Source organism: Neobacillus vireti (genome assembly GCF_001026695.1).
Lineage (GTDB): Bacteria > Bacillota > Bacilli > Bacillales > Cytobacillaceae > Neobacillus > Neobacillus vireti.
Genome location: NZ_LDNB01000007.1, coordinates 176,346 through 194,629, shown reverse-complemented (window position 1 = coordinate 194,629; position 18,284 = coordinate 176,346). Strand labels below are relative to the sequence as shown.

13 protein-coding genes are annotated in these 18,284 nt (G+C 41.2%); 3 read left to right on the top strand and 10 right to left on the bottom strand.

Translation table 11 applies throughout. From position 1 onward, the window contains the following. Window positions 1-55: 55 nt before the first annotated feature. Window positions 56-1,027, top strand: coding sequence for a phosphotransferase enzyme family protein (locus tag AA980_RS08050; protein ID WP_024030941.1), 972 nt, complete (start codon window positions 56-58; stop codon window positions 1,025-1,027). 173 nt (window positions 1,028-1,200) lie between these two features. On the opposite strand, the gene hpf is transcribed toward AA980_RS08050, so the two are convergent. The 7 genes from hpf to AA980_RS08010 all read right to left on the bottom strand — a co-directional run bounded on the left by hpf (window position 1,201) and on the right by AA980_RS08010 (window position 9,567). After that, a complete protein-coding gene (gene hpf / locus AA980_RS08045; RefSeq protein ID WP_024030940.1) occupies window positions 1,201-1,749 on the bottom strand; it encodes a ribosome hibernation-promoting factor, HPF/YfiA family in 549 nt (182 codons plus the stop codon). Between the two features lie 280 nt (window positions 1,750-2,029). Beyond that, entirely contained in the window at window positions 2,030-2,746 is a 717-nt protein-coding gene (locus tag AA980_RS08040) for a ComF family protein (RefSeq protein ID WP_024030939.1), read from the bottom strand. 33 nt (window positions 2,747-2,779) lie between these two features. After that, the gene (locus AA980_RS08035; protein WP_024030938.1) at window positions 2,780-4,267 is read right to left on the bottom strand and encodes a DEAD/DEAH box helicase; all 1,488 of its coding nucleotides are present in this window, start codon (window positions 4,265-4,267) and stop codon (window positions 2,780-2,782) included. Beyond that, the gene (locus AA980_RS08030; RefSeq protein WP_152681112.1) at window positions 4,252-5,247 is read right to left on the bottom strand and encodes a nuclease-related domain-containing protein; all 996 of its coding nucleotides are present in this window, start codon (window positions 5,245-5,247) and stop codon (window positions 4,252-4,254) included. The genes AA980_RS08035 and AA980_RS08030 overlap by 16 nt, the downstream gene beginning before the upstream one ends. Window positions 5,248-6,690: 1,443 nt before the next feature. Beyond that, window positions 6,691-7,530, bottom strand: a complete 840-nt coding sequence (locus AA980_RS08020) for a DegV family protein (RefSeq protein ID WP_024031203.1) — start codon at window positions 7,528-7,530, stop codon at window positions 6,691-6,693. A gap of 150 nt (window positions 7,531-7,680) precedes the next feature. Next, window positions 7,681-8,364 carry a response regulator transcription factor gene (locus AA980_RS08015; protein WP_024031202.1) on the bottom strand — a complete coding sequence of 228 codons (684 nt, stop codon included), beginning with the start codon at window positions 8,362-8,364 and terminating at the stop codon, window positions 7,681-7,683. Window positions 8,365-8,424: 60 nt separating this feature from the next. Then, window positions 8,425-9,567, bottom strand: a complete 1,143-nt coding sequence (locus AA980_RS08010; RefSeq protein WP_024031201.1) for a sensor histidine kinase — start codon at window positions 9,565-9,567, stop codon at window positions 8,425-8,427. Between the two features lie 330 nt (window positions 9,568-9,897). On the opposite strand from AA980_RS08010, the gene AA980_RS08005 reads away from it, so the two are divergent. Next, on the top strand, window positions 9,898-10,542 hold the full coding sequence (locus AA980_RS08005) for a YigZ family protein (RefSeq protein WP_024031200.1): 645 nt from the start codon (window positions 9,898-9,900) through the stop codon (window positions 10,540-10,542). An 87-nt stretch (window positions 10,543-10,629) separates the two neighbouring features. On the opposite strand, the gene AA980_RS08000 is transcribed toward AA980_RS08005, so the two are convergent. Beyond that, window positions 10,630-11,682, bottom strand: a complete 1,053-nt coding sequence (locus tag AA980_RS08000; protein ID WP_024031199.1) for a glycosyltransferase family 4 protein — start codon at window positions 11,680-11,682, stop codon at window positions 10,630-10,632. Between the two features lie 330 nt (window positions 11,683-12,012). Beyond that, window positions 12,013-16,209 (bottom strand): bifunctional 2',3'-cyclic-nucleotide 2'-phosphodiesterase/3'-nucleotidase, encoded by a 4,197-nt coding sequence (locus AA980_RS07995; RefSeq protein WP_152681110.1) that lies wholly within the window; start codon window positions 16,207-16,209, stop codon window positions 12,013-12,015. 371 nt (window positions 16,210-16,580) lie between these two features. Here AA980_RS07995 and AA980_RS07990 point away from each other — a divergent pair, with 371 nt between their 5' ends. After that, window positions 16,581-17,642 carry an LCP family protein gene (locus tag AA980_RS07990; protein WP_024027433.1) on the top strand — a complete coding sequence of 354 codons (1,062 nt, stop codon included), beginning with the start codon at window positions 16,581-16,583 and terminating at the stop codon, window positions 17,640-17,642. A 100-nt stretch (window positions 17,643-17,742) separates the two neighbouring features. Here AA980_RS07990 and AA980_RS07985 read toward each other — a convergent pair whose 3' ends face one another. After that, on the bottom strand, window positions 17,743-18,126 hold the full coding sequence (locus AA980_RS07985) for a GtrA family protein (protein ID WP_024027432.1): 384 nt from the start codon (window positions 18,124-18,126) through the stop codon (window positions 17,743-17,745). Window positions 18,127-18,284: the final 158 nt, after the last annotated feature.

Sequence of the window (18,284 nt, the reverse complement as noted above, 5' to 3'; positions counted from 1 at the left end):
GTCGTCCTGGAACAAGAATCTTTTCATCTGATTGGATTTGAGGTCCTAGGCAGAAATGGACTTTAAGGTTACCGTCACACATTCATTAATTTCAGCTCACTCAATACGCAGCCTGTTGGCCTCCTATGAGATTGCAGATGTAATTAGCTGTGATTTTTTAACAAGGGGTTTAAACGATAGTTATGTGATCACAACAGATTCCGTGAAGTATATTTTCCGAGTTTACCGCCATAATTGGAGAAGCGAATCCGACATTCTTTTTGAAATCGATGCTCTAAATTATTTTAAAAAAGCTGGTATCCCGGTATCATCCCCGATAAATACAGTGGAGGGAAATTGGGTTATTGCCCTTCACGCACCTGAAGGAATTAGATATGGGGTATTATTTACCTATTCCCCTGGCGAAAGACCAGTAATTAGCGAAGCAAATTGTTTCACAATCGGCAGGTCGTTAGCCGAACTGCATAAGCATTCAAGTTCGTTCCATTCCGCTCACAGGAGAAATTTCGACTTAGATATGCAGCACCTTTTGGACGAGCCTCTCACGTATCTTTCTCCAGTGCTAGAAAAGGTTTTACATCGGGAAAATTCGTTGAAGGATATCGTCGAAAAAATAAAAAGTGAATTTTCGGGCATAAAGCTTGAATATGGATTTTGTCACGGTGATTTCCATAACTTTAATATGCACATTGACGATCAGAAACTTGAAGTCTTTGATTTTGATTGCTGTGGCTTTGGCTATCGTGCCTATGATATAGCCGTCTTTTGGTGGAATTTAAAAAATAACTACCCTAACCAAGAAAAAGCTTGCTGGGATGAATTTTTAAATGGGTATCTTAGCAAAAAAAATATCCAAGAAGCAGACTTAAAAAGTTTATCCCTTTTTATTTCAGTTAGAAGGATTTGGCTGCTGGGGACGATGATAAAAAATGAGGATGTTTGGGGTACAAATTGGATAAATGAGACCAATCTAAATCGGTTTTTTTTAGATATAGAGCAGGATCAGCAACAATATACTCTGCTATGAACTAAGATCCTGTGTGATTTGTGGATGCTCTCCGAATTTCGTGAACATAAAACATAGAGTTATCCACATGGGGATAACTCTATGTTTGGGCTTATTTTGATATTGGAAAACCTGCATGGTACTTTCTTTCAGAAAAAATGCTGCCCCGGCATGCGGAGCAGCGTTCTCATTCGTTATTGAGCTTCAATTAACCCGTAGCGGCCGTCTTTTCGTTTGTAAACGACGTTTGTACGATTTGTGTCTGCATTGTTGAATACATAGAAATTATGTCCAAGCATGTTCATTTGCAGGATTGCTTCTTCACTGTCCATTGGCTTGAGATCAAAGTGCTTTGTACGAACTACTTCTAATTCGTCTTCATCAACTTCATGAACCTCTGAATGTTCAGAAACGGCAAAGGTAATTGGAAAATCACCTTTTTCACGGAATTTACGGTTTACCTTTGTTTTGTGTTTGCGAATTTGGCGCTCAAGCTTGTCAGAAACTAAGTCAATCCCCGCATACATATCTACGTTTGTTTCCTCTGCACGTAATACTAGTTGCTGCATTGGAATGGTTACCTCTACTTTTGAAGTTTTATCTTGATAAAATTTTAGATTCACATTTACCTTTGCATCTGGAGCTTCGGTAAAATACCGTTCCAATTTTGAAATTTTCTTTTCTACATACTCTCTAATTGCTGGAGTTACCTCAATGTTTTCACCACGAACGTAATATTTCATTTGTGGACTCCTCCTTTTGTTAAGGCTATGTGATAATAATTCTATCTTGCCCTATGATTATCCTGCTAAATCCGGATAAAAATTTTGTCGAATTTTTGACAAAAACGACTGGCAAATAGTAAAAATGTTTTTGATGACCTTTGACTTTAGTAGGCAATGTTTACTAAAATGAAAGATTGTTCTTCTTAATTATAATTGTAAGTGGGATAATTTTCTACAAAAACGCTCACAAGGTGGTTACATTTGCTCATTACACCTGCAACTACCAGATGTCATCCGTCTATCTTGCAATCGTTAGCGATTGGATTCTTGCTGCACCTGCCGCTTTCAAAAGTTTTGCTGCGTGCCTTAGTGTTGAACCTGTTGTATAAATATCGTCTACAAGGACAACTGTTTTTCCTTCTAAAGATATATCAGTTTCAACCGTGAAGACTTGTGGAAGATGGATGCGCTCTGACCTTGATTTCTTTGATTGTTTTTCTAAGTGAATTCGGGTAAGCAGTTCTGATGGCGGAAAGCCTGATTCAATCAGCAGTGCGGCCGCCTGATTAAACCCCCGCTCAACAAGGCGCTCCCTGCTTAATGGAATCGGTACAAGTAAATCTGGAGCTATTCTGGCAAGCACATCTTTGAAAAATGGCGCAAACAACTTCGCCAGTACATAATCACCGCGAAATTTAAACATTGCTATCACTTCTTTTAAAAAATCATTATAGAGGAAAAGAGAGCTGTTTTTGTCGAGGAAGCCCTGCCACTCGGGATCTTCCTCCCATCGGAAGCAGTCATGGCATAAATCACCGTTGCGGAATTTTTCATCGAGCAAACAAAAGGGCCTGCCGCAAATTCTGCATGCCTCACCGTCAATTTTTTCAAGCCTTCTTTCACATGTGGAGCAGATGAGGGTTTCTTTTTCTAATGAGAATAACGCCCCCCAGCCTAAGTTTGGACGGATTGTTTCATGACAGATTAAACAGCGGTCTTGTGGGAAAAGATTCATCGATTACTTTCTCCCTTCATTTGAAGTGATAGATTATCGGTCGAGTAAGCCACGTTTTACGCCCTCCCGATTCATTTCGATTATTTGCCTTCTGGCTTTTATCATTTCTTCGGTTTTTCCGTAATGAAAAAAGGTTACCATTCCGTTCGGATGTTCTTTACTCCTCCCCGCCCTTCCGGCGATTTGCACCAAAGCACTTTCTGTAAAAATAGAATCTTCCGCACCGATAACGGCTACATCGATATTCGGAAAGGTGACCCCGCGTTCGAGGATGGTCGTCGTCAATAGCAGCGGGATTTCTTTGGCACGCATTTTTTGGACCTTTTCTTTCCGGTCAGGATCCTCCGCATGTACGGCTTCAATGGTTGGCTCGAACTGGCGGAGGATTGGGAGTGCTTTTTCCATTAAACGGATATGAGGGAAGAAGACGAGTGCTTGCTTATTTGCTTGGAGTCGCTCATTTATCCAACTGAGGACATTTGCCGGCAGCATGTCCTTATGGAGCCGCTTTTGCCAGTTGCCGCACCAGACAAATTCCGGCACCGGGAGTGGATGGCGATGGAATCGTGCTGGTATAGTGGTAAAGGCTCTCTTGCCGCTGCGGCACTCTCGCTGCCATTTTTCATTTGGCGTCGCTGTCAGGTATATAATCGCGGAGACCTGTTTCCGCGCCTGGATAGCGGCATGCTGGAGCGATTCCTCGACTGTATAAGGAAAGGCGTCGACCTCGTCTAAAATCAGTGCATCAAAGGCCTGGTAAAATCGAAGCAGCTGGTGCGTGGTTGCGATTGTGAGTGGTGCAAATAGATGGCGGTCTTCGCTGCCGCCGTAAAGCGAGGCAACGGTAATCTCCGGGAATGCAGCCTTCAGTCTTGGCGTAAGTTCGAGAACAACATCTGTTCTCGGGGTAGCGATGCAGATTCTTTTTTTCGCAGCAAGAGCGGTCTCGATACCGGCGAAAAGAACTTCCGTTTTTCCCGCTCCGCAAACAGCCCAGACTAGATGGTCTTGATTTTGGTGAATAGCCTCGACCACACGATTTGATGCCTCCAACTGCCCCTGTGAAAGCGTCCCCTGCCATTGGCTGTTGTTTGCAGGAAGAATGGTGTCAGGCACCGGGCCATTCCAGCCCACAAGTGGAGTGCATGCACTGATTCTTCCCATCATGATACACTGGCGGCAATAGCGGCAGGTTTCTCCACAGCGGGCGCAGGGGTAGGAAGCGAACCATTGTGGATCCTTGTTTCCACAGCGCGCGCATGCCGGCTGTTTTCCTTTGTAAACAATCCCTTGCCGGTATGTTACATATCCATTTTCATAATGTGACTGAATTTCATTTAGCGGGAATGGAATATCGTCAAGAAGGAGCTGTTTTCCGGTCAAAAGCAGCTGAAGTTTGCGGTTATATTGGTAGTCTGGGTTGAGCGGCGGCGGCTGGATGGCTGGGATTTGCGAGATTGGCAGTGAATCTTCGATTGTGTTGCTAGAGAATAATATTCCATCTTTTATGGTAAACCGCATGTTGCCACCTTCTTTGGACTTAATTGATATTTACGATTTTTGGTTTTTCCTGTTGCAGGTAAATCTAATCTAATGAGAATCTTTTGCGATGTATGGATAGTTGGGAGGTGCAGGAAGCTTCGAAACTCAAAGTTGGTAATCGTTGGGCCAAATAAGTGGAAGTGGTCACTGAGGGCATCTAGATGGGCATCTTTTGAAGAAGTGTTGCAGACGGAACAAGTCCATTTCCCTCTGTTGTATGTCATCGGGATGTGCCGGCATGTTTCAATTGGGCAACAAACCCCGCTGCGAATATCTTTTTTTGTTAGGTTATATTCTTGTAAAATGTGAATCAGTTTTGGGCTATGCTCACTTAAGAGCAGTTGTCCTATTTGGGTGAGGGTCTGGGTATCCACTCTTTCATGATTAAATCGTTGTTCTATGCTCTCAATTTTATTAAAAAGATCTCTTCCTTTACAGACTTTGCTGAAATCGGTTCGATCTCCAGGATTGGTTTTTAAAATTGTTTTTGTTGCACTTTTGAAAAAAACAAGATGCTCAATCGGCAGTAAATTCAGTCCGTTTTTAACCAGCCATTTTCTAAGGAGGGATTGGAGCCGTTGTGCTTGGACACGCGGGTCCTCAAATGATTCTTCTGTCCCGTCATCATTTTGACGAATCAGCTGTTTAAAGATATTATCAAAAAGCAATGTACCGAGAATATTTTTTGCTTCGATGATTAGGATAAGGTTTTGGGATAGGAGAAGGGTATCAATTTGAAAGTGAATACCATTGACTTGGAGTTGGAGGTCGTGGAAGATAAGGTATTTTTCTTGTGGAAGTTCTTTTACGTAATTGGCTAATGCAATTTCGCCCCAGTATCCAGCCCATCTCTTGGCTAGATCTCTCTCAATTTCTTGATATCGCCTATGGCCAGCGATTAGGCGATTTTTTAATATTTCGGTTAATAATAGCCGTTGGGGAGGTGTTAGTTCTTTCATATTCAATTTATTCGTCACTCCATTTTCTTGGAAATATTTTTACTTTGGATGGATTCTGCATTTCATGGCGAACTTCCTGCTTATTTGTCGAAGACTTTGTGAAGGTTTTATGTCATTTGCATTTCTGTATGGGGGTTCTGCTAGTTTCGAGCCGGGATCTGCTAGTTTCAAGCCTGGATCTCGCCAAACTGAACGGGATTCTCGCCAAACTGAACGGCATTCTCGCCAAACTAGGAACTTATTTCGCCAACTTTCTCTTTGATTTCGCCAAACTCGCTCTCGATCTCGCCATACCCTTTTTATTACNAGGAACTTATCAACTTTCTCTTTGATTTCGCCAAACTCGCTCTCGATCTCGCCATACCCTTTTTATTACCTATTTTTCTGGCCAAGACTCCGATTTTTCAAGAGTTTTGGGCACGCTTATCGATGATTTCGCCAACTCAAGCCGGGATTCTCGCCAAACTGAACGGCATTCTCGCCAAACTAGGAACTTATTTCGCCAACTTTCTCTTTGATTTCGCCAAACTCGCTCTCGATCTCGCCATACCCTTTTTATTACCTATTTTTCTGGCCAAGACTCCGATTTTTCAAGAGTTTTGGGCACGCTTATCGATGATTTCGCCAACTCAAGCCGGGATTCTCGCCAAACTGAACGGCATTCTCGCCAAACTAGGAACTTATTTCGCCAACTTTCTCTTTGATTTCGCCAAACTCGCTCTCGATCTCGCCATACCCTTTTTATTACCTATTTTTCTGGCCAAGACTCCGATTTTTCAAGAGTTTTGGGCACGCTTATCGATGATTTCGCCAACTCAAGCCGGGATTTCGCCAAACTGAACGGGATTCTCGCCAAACTAGGAACTTATTTCGCCAACTATCTCTTTAATTTCGCCAAACTCACACTCGATCTCGCCAAACCCTTTTTATTACCTATTTTTCTGGCCAAGACTCCGATTTTTCAAGAGTTTTGGGAACGCTTATCAATGATTTCGCCAACTCAAGCCGGAATTTCGCCAAACTGAACGGGATTCCCGCCAAACTGAGAACTTATTTCGCCAACTTTCTCTTTGATTCCGCCAAACTCACACTCGATCTCGCCATACCCTTTTTATTACCTATTTTTCTGGCCAAGACTCCGATTTTTCAAGAGTTTTGGGCACGCTAATCGATGATTTCGCCAACTCGTGCTGGGATTTCGCCAAACTGAACGGGATTCTCGCCAAACTGAGAACTTATTTCGCCAACTTTCTCTTTGATTTCGCCAAACTCGCTCTCGATCTCGCCAAACAGACTGTCAATCTCGCCAAACTGTTATTATTACCTTTTTTAATCTAACTGAGACACCGATCCTTTGTAGGTGAGGTGAGCTCCAAATTGATGTTTATGGAACAAAAAAACATCCCAACCAGAGGCCGGGATGGCAGTGCAGGAACTTTTCTGTTATTTTTTCATCCAGCCCATGCCCATTGAGCCTTCGCCGAGGTGGGTGCCGATGACGGCTCCGAAGTAGCCGATGGAGAACTCAACGTTGGGGTACAGGGCTGCTAACTCGTTCTGCCATTCCTTCGCCTCTTCCTCACGGTTGGCGTGAATGATGACAGCTTTGTAGGCAGATCCGCTGGCCACATCCACGTCGAGCAGGTCCACTATTCGTTTCATCGCTTTTTTTCGGGTGCGGATTTTTTCAAACGGAACAATGGTCTTGTCGACGAAGTGGAGCAGTGGTTTGACCTGCAGGAGGCTGCCGATGAAGGCCGCGGCTCCTGAAAGGCGGCCGCCGCGCTGCAAATGTGCCAAGTCATCGACCATGAAATACGCACGGGCCGATTGTTTTAAATCTTCAAGTCGACTGATAATCGCCTCTGGCTCCTCGCCTCTTGCCGCCCACTCAGCTGCTTCTATCGCGTAGAAGCCTTGCACCATGCAGCTGATTTCCGAATCAAATGGATAAACCTTGATGCCTTCAACCATCGTGCTTGCCGTTACGGCTCCCTGATACGTGCCGCTGATTCCACTGGAAAGGTGAACACAAATAACAGCATCGTATTCGATGGCTAGCTGCTCAAAGAGCGCAACAAATTGACCAATCGGCGGCTGAGAGGTAGTTGGCAGCTTCTTTGTTTTTACCTCTTCGTAAAACTGGCTCCAAGTAATATCGATTTCTTCCCGATAAACTTCGTTTCCAAAAATAACATTTAACGGGATCATATGTATATTCCATTTATCGCGTAATTCTTTCGGTATGTACGCGGTGCTATCTGTGACAACTGCCGTCCTCATAACTGTTTGTACCATCCTTGTTTTTTTCTGCAACTGTTTGTATTTTATTTTATATGAAAGCGAATAAAATTGCATTATTTTGGGTAACTATTTCCTAAGTATGAAAAAAGAGCATGCGTCTCGGCATGCTCTTCACTCTATTTCACATAATTATCGGACTTCAACCCAGCCATTTTTGATTGCAACGACCACGGCTTGGGTTCGGTCGTTTACGTTCATTTTTTGCAGAATGTTTGATACGTGGTTTTTGACCGTTTTTTCACTGATAAATAAGGCCTCACCGATTCCGCGGTTGCTTTTTCCATCTGCAAGCATTTGCAGCACTTCGCATTCGCGTCGTGTTAATAAATGGAGTGGACGGCGGATTTCAAGTGTTGGCATATATCCGCCACCGCCACCGACTCCTGCAGCTAATTTACGATATTCGTTGACTAAATTGTGGGTAACCTTTGGATGCAAATAGGAACCGCCATCAGCCACGACACGGACTGCTTCAATCAAAGCATCAGCGTCCATTTCTTTTAATAGATAGCCTCTTGCACCTGTTTTTAAGGCATGGGTTACATAGTTTTCATCATCATGAATTGACAGAATGATAACCTTTGTATCCGGGTATTTTTCAATTAACTCACGGGTTGCCTCAACCCCGTTCATTTGCGGCATATTGATATCCATAATAACGACATCTGGCAGATTTTCTTGCACAAGGCCTAATGCTTCGCTTCCATCATCGCCTTCAGCAACAACTTGGAATGATTTTTCAAACTCTAGTATTCTCTTTACGCCTTCTCTGAATAGTTGGTGATCGTCAATAATGACAATTTTGGTAGTCAATTGCTACGCCCCCTAATCTTTCATTAGTTTTATTAGTCATAGAAATGATATCAATTTCATTTAGTTGTTTAATGGAACCTGAATTAATACAGCAGTTCCTTTGCCAATTTTTGAATCAAAAGTGAGTTCACCGTCTAGCAGGTCGACTCGCTCTCTCATTCCGATTATTCCAAAGGACTCTGGTTTCTTTTGGGTAGTATCAAAACCGGAACCATTGTCCTTGACCAACACGGTAATTGCAGCATTCGTAATTTCTAATCTTACTTTGATTTCACAAGCATTTGCGTGTTTCAGCGCATTTTGTACGGATTCCTGAATCATTCGGAACAGTGCAACCTCATACTTAGTTGGAAGGCGGCGTTCTAGCCCGATATTCACAAACTCAATTTTTGAGTGATTATGATATTCTTCGATTGTTTGTAAATATTTTCTTAGGGTAGGGACAAGGCCTAAATCATCCAATGCCATTGGACGCAAGTCATAAATAATTCGCCGGACTTCGTAGAGTGCAGAGCGGACCATTATTTTGAAGCTGGTAATCTCAGAAAAGGCCTCTTCTACTCCCTTCTCGCGATATACCCGCTCTATTAAATCAGAGCGCATGATAACGTTGGCAAGCATTTGTGCCGGTCCATCGTGAATCTCCCTTGAAAGCCGCTTGCGTTCTTCTTCCTGTGCTTCAATGATTTTTAAGCCGAAGTCTTGTTTGGCTTTGGCATTTTCCAAAGCTTTACCGACCTGCTTTAAATCACTCGTTAAATAATTCATGACAACAGATATTTGCGAAATCAACTGGTCCGCACGATCAATCGTTTCATCCAAACCGATTAGTCTCCGCTCAAGATCATCCCTTTTTTCCAAAAGCTGCTTCTTATACTGCCAGTTAATGGAAAGGTCCATTTGGAGCTGATGAGCCTTTTCGTAGGCATCCCGGACCTCACCCTCCGAATATTTTTTGAAATTCATACTAACCTCGGAAAGCATAACCCGCGCTTCTAGCACCTGATTTTCAAGCTGCTGGCCTTCTTCATTTAATTTGACCATCATTTGCTTAATTGATTTCAATTCATTCGTCATATTTTCGTAGTCTGTTCGACATTGTTCGCCAATTCGAAATATGTCCGATTTACTACATGTAACCGTGTCAATCATTTCTTCGCGAATTTCATCAATCGATTTTGTATTAATTTGCTCAATTTTCATTGTTTTTCCCTCCGGGGAGATTTTTTCCCTTTAGGCCTTCTAACTCATTTTACCTTGGCTTGTAACAATTTACTAACATTAGCACTTTAAAATATAGACTAATGGCTCGGCATTCGAGAAAAAGTAGTATAATAATAGTATTATTTCTACTTCATTTCTCCTGTTAAAGTAAACTTTTTTATTAAAGCTGGCACAATCCAATTAAGCCTATTATACCATTCGAAGGTTACTGACATATTAAAGGTATATTACACAAATATTTTTTTGAAAAAACTTACTAACATATAACTGTTTAATTTCCCCAATTATAAAAGAAGGAAGGAGCTTACTATGCTGAGCCGCTATTGTACAGTGAAACAATCTGGAAACCACGAAATTACTATCCAAAAATCGCGTTTTATCGCCCATATTAAAAGGGTTGAATCAGAAGTAGAAGCGCAGGAATTCATTCAGGCAATTAAGAAGCAGCATTGGAATGCCACCCATAACTGCTCTGCCTATCTCATTGGCGAGCAAGATCAGATTCAAAAGGCGAACGACGACGGAGAACCAAGCGGCACAGCCGGTGTTCCCATTCTTGAAGTTCTGAAAAAAAGAAACCTGAAGGACACTGCAGTTGTTGTCACCCGCTACTTTGGCGGGATTAAATTGGGTGCAGGAGGTCTCATCCGAGCCTACGGAAAAGCAACATCAACAGGTCTGGACTCGGTTGGCATTGTCGAAAGAAAACTAACACAAATCGTCCATGTGAAAATTGATTACACTTGGCTTGGGAAAATTGAAAAGGAACTGCGGTCATCGGTATACAAAATTAAAGAAATACATTACTTAGATACCGTTGAAGTAGAAACTTTTGTTGACGAAAGCAGTGTCCAAACCTTTATGGATTGGATGATTGAACTGACCAATGGCCAATGCACCATGAAAAAAGGCGAAACCGTCTATCTTGAGGAAGATTATGTAAGCTATTCTTAAGAAAGATTATATTCGTTTTGATAGGAGAAAACAATTGGGAAAAAAATCATAGGAAAGTGGAACGAGGAGCCTGTCCCCTCGTCCCATTTAGGAGCGGTTTTTGTTTAGTGTGCGGACGATGTTTAGTAATGGGCGGTTGTTTTGGCCCATTAGGCCGATTTTTTCGGCAATTATTTCAATTAGTAAGACGACAATCCCAATTAATACAAGTGCCCCGCCGATTTTAGCTTGGGAATAAATGACTGCAACTAATCCGAAAAAGGCGGCCATAGCATAAATGAGTAACACGGTTTGCCGGTGTGAATAGCCCATACGGAGCATGCAGTGATGGAGATGAGATTTATCCGGTGCTGATAAGGGCTGTTTGTTAATGATTCTTCTGATAATCGCGAAAATAGTGTCGGAAATCGGCACTCCCAGGATGATCACTGGAATAACAAAGGAAATAAAGGTAACATTTTTAAAGCCTAGGAGCGAAAGGACCGAAATGATAAACCCTAAAAAAAGCGCGCCTGTATCCCCCATGAAAATCTTTGCAGGGTGGAAATTATAAATCAGAAACCCGAGGGTACTGGCAAGGACTATTAAGCCAACGGCTACTACGTAAAAATTCCCCTGAATAATCGCCATTCCTGAAATCGTAATTAAGGCAATCGAAGATACCCCTGCTGCCAAGCCATCAAGGCCGTCAATTAAGTTAATGGCATTGGTGATGCCGACAATCCACAGAATCGTAAAAGGGATACTTAAAAATCCAAATTGGAGTTGCCCGCCAAATGGGAGGTTAATAAATACCATTTGTAAATCCCCTATAAAAACAACAACACAGGCGGCTGCTAATTGCCCGAGGAGCTTATACTTGGCAGGTAATTCAAATATATCATCACAAAAGCCAGTTATGATAATGAGCAGAGAGCCAAGCAAAATCGACCATGAAAATGGGCTTTCTGGTCTTAACAAGATAATACCGATCATAAAACTTATAAATATAGCTAAGCCCCCAAGCCTTGGCATTATCTTCTGATGAACCTTTCGCTGATTCGGACGATCAGTGGCCCCAACCATAAAGGCAAATTTTTTTATCAGTGGTGTAATAAGAATGGAGACGGCAAAACATACTATCAAGGTAAGATAAAGCATCAAAAATCCTCCTTGTTAGTCAGTTTGTCCATTAAAGCTGTATAGAAAACAAAGAATTAATAGTAAAAAACGGAAAAAAATATTAATAAAAAGGCTATGTTAAAGAACATTGTTGATTTTGAGCACAATGTTGCTCTACGTTTCAGGTGCGAGACTCCTGCGGGAGCAGCGGGACAGGTGAGACCCCGCAGGCGCTTGATTCGCCGAGGAGGCTCACCGCCCGCCCCGCGGAATGCGAAGCACCTGGAACGGAAATCAACATTCACTTTTACCACATCCAATAAAAAAGAGGCAATTCCCGAAGGAAATGCCTCTTTTTCTGGAAACGGATTACTTAATCCAAGCTCCGTCTTTACCTACTTTGTATTTGCCGATTGTAGTGTTAGCAGCCATGCTTCCATCATTGTAGAGGAAGTACCACTTTGCACCGACTTGGATCCAGCCTGTTTTCATTTCACCAGATGATGCAAGGTAATACCACTTGTTATTTACCTTTACCCAGCCTGATTGCATGGCACCAGATGATGCAAGGTAATACCAAGTATTCCCATCTTTTACCCAACCTGTTTGCATAGCACCAGATGATGCAAGGTAGTACCAAGTCTTACCGTCTTTCACCCAGCCAGTTTGCATCGCTCCAGTTGAAGCAAGTAAATACCACTTATTGCTCAATTTGATCCAGCCAGTTTGCATGGCGCCAGATGATGCAAGGTAATACCAAGTTTTTCCGTCTTTGATCCATCCAGTTTGCATGACACCGGATTTATTAAAGAAATACCACTTGCCATCAACTTTAGCCCAGTTAACTTTCATATCACCGTTAACTTGGTCTAGTAAGTACCAATTGTTGTTTTCTTTGTACCAGCCAGTTTGCATTTCTCCACTAGATGCAAGATAGTACCATTTAGCACCATCTAAATACCATCCAGTTTTCATAGTTCCATCTTCATTATAGAAGTACCATTTGCCATCTGTTTTAACCCAGCCAGTTTGATCAGGTACAGGAGTAGGAACCTCATCTAACTTTTGAACACGTCCTTCAATTTCGGCAGTGAAACCTTTAGGCAATGTTTTGAAATACGCAACAAACTCATCTAAATCGACACCAGCTGTTACGCGATTTTTACCTTCGCGAAGAACGGTAAATCCATCGCCGCCGTCTGCCATAAAGTTATTAACCGTTATTGAATATTCTGCTTTAGGATCAATTTTCTTTCCATTTGGAAGGTAAATATCAAGAACTTTTTCACCATAATCCTTTTTATTTGTCCAAGTGTAGCGAAGACCGGAAATAGCCATAATCTTGTCATAGCTTGGCGGTGCTTGGAATTGTTGATTCAATAAGATTCTAACTTGTTCACCGGTAATCTTCATTGTCACGTTATCATTACCGAATGGCATAACCTTGAATAAATCACCCCAAGTAACAACACCTTGAGGTACTGGGTTACGAATACCCCCAGAATTCATGAATGCAAAATCAGTATGATTAATTGTACGCATTCCGTCAGCAATCACGTTACCTAGTACAGATTCACCGTCTGGATTAGCCGCTTTGCTTAGTTCTGCACCAGTTTCACCCACTGGTTTGCTTACGATTGGTTTAATATCTTCTTGATAGCCATCAAGCTTGGCTTTGACTTTTGCATCCGGAGTAATCTTCGCATGATCAGTCATTACAATTTCTGCTTGTGAAGCTACGATGTCTTTCGTTACTGGGTCAATCGTTAAATTTACATCAGAGAACGCTTGACCATAAGAATAGGCTTGAACTAGTAGTTTTTCCTTACCAGTGTCATCTTTCACTTTTGCATTTAAATAAGCATGATCATGCGCTCCAAAGATTACGTCAACCTCTGAGTCGACTTTCTTAGCGATATCAACTACATCTCCAGTTGCGCCTGTTCCGTCAGTTTTAGAAGAACCCGCATTGTGGGCAAGAACTACAATTGATTTGATCCCTTGTTCTTTTAATTCTTTTGTATACTTGTTAATCGCTGTTACTTCATCAGTGAATTTAACGCCTGCTACACCGCTCGGAATAACAATCGTTGGTGTACTAGTAGTAACAACACCGATAAAACCAATTTTAACGCCATCTACTTCTTTTACTACATATGGAGGTAAAATAGGCTTATTTGTCTTTTCATCCACTACGTTAGCTACAGTGTATTTCATATCTGCGCCTGTAAACTTACCATATTTTTCTTCATATTGTTTTGTTTTCTCATGGCTTCCACCATTAATTAAACGCAGCATTTCGGCAACGCCTTCATCAAATTCATGGTTACCGATTGTACCTACGTCCATACCGATTTCATTCATGAAACGGATTGTTGGCTCGTCTTGTAATAATGCAGATACTGGAGGACTTGCACCGACAAGGTCACCTGCTTGAACCATTAGTGTATTAGCAGGATTAGTTGCTTTGCGATCCTTCAAGTAAGCAGCTAGATATTCAATACCACCTACTACGGATGTAACATTACCTTGTGCATCTTTATTGGTTTTCCACGTGTCAAGCTGACCATGGAAATCGTTGATGCCTAGTAATTGAACATGAACATTTTGATCTAATTCAAATAGCTCGTATCCTGGTTTTGTTGTTGATGCTCCAAGGTCTTTTACATTTGGCTGTTGCGCAAGGTATGCCTTAGCATCAGGAGCAGAGTGGAATACTAATTTTGCTTTTCCGCCAACTGGAGCAATTCTCCAGTTGTTGTCCGCTACCGGATTAATCGTACCTTTTTCCGAAATATAATCCATTAAAATTTGGCGATTTTCGAATGGAGAATCGACAACAACTTTTGCGTCTTTTAGCTCAGCGAGACCGCCGCTTCCGCCAGCGCGGTAGTTATTTGTAGCTACAATGAATTTTTGAGCTGGATCAACAGCCTTACCATCAAGCAATGTTAAGTTAATGATTCTTTGTCCAACAGGTTTTGTTACATCAATTTCGTATTTAACACCATCAATAACATCATAGTTGTACGGACGGAAATCATAATCAAGTAAATCTTGGTTTCCATCTTTACTCGGGTCGATTGTTTTGAATTGTGAAGCCGAAATTTCTAACCAGCGCTTCACTTGGTCACCGTTAACCTCTACAGCTTTTAAGGTATTATCGAACAAATACAAATCAGCTGCACTCTTGATAGCGACATCACCTTTTGGAATGTTCGTATAATCGCCGACACCGCCACGGCCGCCTTTAAATGGTGCTGCTGCTGAAAGAACAGGAACATTCTTATATTCTGGTGCATTTGCATTAATCCATTTTTTCACGTAATCCATTTGGGCTGCGTTAACAATTTGCGTTGACGCATCATCCATTACGCGGGTGAAGAAGCTGTGCATTGGAATATCAGTTTCACCGATTTTTCCTCGTACATAGTTGACAGTAGCATCATGGACATTTTTCACATCAGCAACGATTTTTTCATCTAAAGCCGTGTTTGCAGATACAGGACGGTTAACTGATTTAGAGTTTGCCTTATCAACGGCCCACTTTCCATGTGCATCCTGAACAAGCGCTAAATCAAGAACGCCGAGGTTATTTCCCCAGAAACCGGCTTCAACAGCTTGTACACCATTAATTTTTCCATTCGTATTATCGATGTTAGCTTTGCCGTTAAAGCCAGCATCTCCAGGGAAGTTCACGTGAGCATGACCAAATAACATCGCATCGATGCCAGGAACTTTGGTTAAATCATATACAGCATTTTCAGCTTCTTCTTTACCTTCTTCGTCGATATCACAGCCAGAGTGCGCAATCGCTACAATTACATCTGCGCCTTCTGCTCTCATTTTTGGAATGAATTTGTTTGCTTCCTTGACAATATCCTTCGTAATGACTTTCCCAGAAAGGTTATCCTTATCCCATCGCATGATTTGCGGTGGTGCAAAGCCGATTACCCCAACCTTAATGACATGCTCGTTCCCAGTATCATCTTTAATTGTTTTAGACAGGATTTTATAAGGGGTAAAATAGTTAACATCATTGGTAGGATCGTTATCATGATCGTCTTTATAGATGTTAGCGTTTACAATCGGGAACTGAACTTCCTCTAAAACATCATTCAAATAGTCCAAACCATAGTTGAACTCATGGTTTCCAACGATACCTGCATCATATTTCAAATAATTCATTGCTTTGTAAATAGGATGAGTTTCATCTGGTGCTAATCTTTTTACTTTCGCAACATAACTGGCAAGTGGATTCCCTTGTATTGTGTCACCAGCATCAAAAAGCATCGAGTTCGTTTTTTCAGACCTAGCTTCTTTGATTAACGTTGCTGTTTTTGCTAGTCCATAATCTGTTACCGGTGCATCTTTGAAATAATCATACGGCATGACATTGGAATGCAGATCCGTAGTTTCCAAGATACGAAGAGTTGCAGTACCTGTGCCTTCTGCTTTTGCTGCATGTGGGAAAATATTCAATGGAACAATTGAAAGCGCTAACGCGACAGCTAAAGAACCATTAAGCATACGTTTCTTTATGCTTCTATTAATCTTTCTCTTCACATTCTTTCCGCCCTTCGACAAAATATTTTTTATTACAAGATTAATTCTACTAATTTTCATTAGAGTTTAATAGTCCTTTTTAAAAATTTTTACAAGATTTTAATAGATAATCTATAGATATTAGTTAGCTGAATTTTCATAATGTTAAGTTATTTTTGAGAAAAAAGGCTTGTTCACTCATGTAACCAAGACACGGATTTTGTCGTCTATTAGAATGTGATTCTTGCGGAAGAATAGTATAGAAGATTGGTATTTTTCAATATTCGACACAAAAATTCAATTTACGTAGTGGCTAAAAAGGAGTAAAATAAAAGCTGGTCTTTAGCTATGATAATGTAAATTAATGATATTTTAATAAAAGGAGAAATCATATGACCGAATTTCAACGCTCAGCGCGGGTAAGCCAGAAGAAAAAGGGGCGGAAAAAACGAATCTTTATCTGGATTTTCGTACCATTACTAATCGTTGTCTTAAGCGGCGCTGGATATGCGACTTTTTTACTTAATAAAGCTGAATCTGTTATTAATAAATCGTATAAACCAGTAAATACAACTTCAAAACGGGCAACCCAAGTTAATCCGGATATGGATAACATCTCCATTCTCCTTATGGGCGTTGATGCGGCTAAAAGCCGAGAAAAACAATACGGAGAAGCCATTAGAACAGATGCCTTACTTGTTGCTACCCTCAACAAAAAGGAGAAATCTGTTAAGCTGTTAAGCATTCCGCGTGATTCCTATGTTCATATTCCTGAAAAAGACACGTATACAAAAATTAATCATGCCCATGCATACGGTGGAGCGAAGTTGACAATTGAGACCGTACAGGAGCTTCTCGATATTCCAATTGATTATTATGTGAAAATCAACTTTTATGCATTTATTGATGTTGTTAATGCTCTAGGCGGGATTGAGGCCGATGTTCCTTATGCGATTTCAGAAAAAGATTCCGAAGATAACCACAATGCAATCCGCTTAAAACCTGGTGTTCAAACATTAACAGGCGAGCAGGCACTTGCACTAGCCAGAACTCGGCATAAAGATACCGATGTTATGCGCGGGATGAGACAGCAGGAGATTATTAAGTCGATTTTTAAAAAGGCACTTTCCGTTGGCTCCTTTTCTAAACACGCGGACATGATTGATGCGGTTGGCAGCAATATGGAAACAAATATGTCGTTCAATGATATGAAATCCTTGATGGATTATGGACTTGCTGGCAGCGGCTTAACGATTGACACCTTGAACCTTAAGGGTGATGATGAATATATCAATAAAATTTACTACTATAAGCTTGATAAACAAAATCTTGAAGAGACAAAATCGATTCTCAAAGCGCATCTTGGTACCGATTCGGCTGCTTCTGAAACCAGCACTAATGCTTCCCATGCCAATGCTCAAAGTAACGGAGATTCATCGACAAGCTCTAACTAAAGCAAAAAGCCGCATCACGCGATAGTGATGCGGCTTTTTTTTGCTTCAATCTTCAAGGCATGAGCTGTCCAGTTCTCTCGCATAAATTCTAACAGCTTCGCTAAACAGTTTTCAGCTCCTTTTCGCTAAATGTCCATTTCTTGTTTAATAGAAAATTTATTGCCAAGCCAATACATGTTGAAATTATCTGAGCTGCGGAGGAATGAATATCCATGTATCTAACCAATATGTAAAGACATATTGTCGTAAAGCCCAGTGTTAGAAAATTAACAACCATGAATTTAATTACAAGAGATAGCCTTCTTGATTTTGCTTGGAACACCCAATTCTTATTCAAAAAAAAGCTGTTCATCATCCCTAATCCATACGCTATGATATTAGCAGCAATATAGTTCATTCCAAAGTACACAAAAACAGTAAAGCTTCCTATTGTAATAAGTGTATTTACAATACCAACAACCCCAAATTTAAGGAATTTTTTCATAGTAATTTGCCCCTATTGTACCTGCGATATAACTATTCTACCCATTTTTTAGTTTCTTAGGATAGATGAGGAAAAAGTTACGTAGAGTGTCCAGTGGTATTCGATTTACAAATGCCTAAAAAGCTTTTCAATCTTCTTGGAAAGACTAAAAGAGCCTG

What these genes read in the sequence shown, in the direction of transcription:
- AA980_RS08030 (WP_152681112.1), bottom strand. Translation starts at nt 5,247, where the DNA reads ATGAAAGAACTAACACCTCCCCAACGGCTATTATTAACCGAAATATTA.
- AA980_RS07985 (WP_024027432.1), bottom strand. Translation starts at nt 18,126, where the DNA reads ATGAAAAAATTCCTTAAATTTGGGGTTGTTGGTATTGTAAATACACTT.
- AA980_RS08005 (WP_024031200.1), top strand. Translation starts at nt 9,898, where the DNA reads ATGCTGAGCCGCTATTGTACAGTGAAACAATCTGGAAACCACGAAATT.
- AA980_RS08000 (WP_024031199.1), bottom strand. Translation starts at nt 11,682, where the DNA reads ATGCTTTATCTTACCTTGATAGTATGTTTTGCCGTCTCCATTCTTATT.
- AA980_RS08040 (WP_024030939.1), bottom strand. Translation starts at nt 2,746, where the DNA reads ATGAATCTTTTCCCACAAGACCGCTGTTTAATCTGTCATGAAACAATC.
- AA980_RS08035 (WP_024030938.1), bottom strand. Translation starts at nt 4,267, where the DNA reads ATGCGGTTTACCATAAAAGATGGAATATTATTCTCTAGCAACACAATC.
- AA980_RS07990 (WP_024027433.1), top strand. Translation starts at nt 16,581, where the DNA reads ATGACCGAATTTCAACGCTCAGCGCGGGTAAGCCAGAAGAAAAAGGGG.
- AA980_RS08050 (WP_024030941.1), top strand. Translation starts at nt 56, where the DNA reads ATGGACTTTAAGGTTACCGTCACACATTCATTAATTTCAGCTCACTCA.
- AA980_RS08010 (WP_024031201.1), bottom strand. Translation starts at nt 9,567, where the DNA reads ATGAAAATTGAGCAAATTAATACAAAATCGATTGATGAAATTCGCGAA.
- hpf (WP_024030940.1), bottom strand. Translation starts at nt 1,749, where the DNA reads ATGAAATATTACGTTCGTGGTGAAAACATTGAGGTAACTCCAGCAATT.
- AA980_RS08020 (WP_024031203.1), bottom strand. Translation starts at nt 7,530, where the DNA reads ATGAGGACGGCAGTTGTCACAGATAGCACCGCGTACATACCGAAAGAA.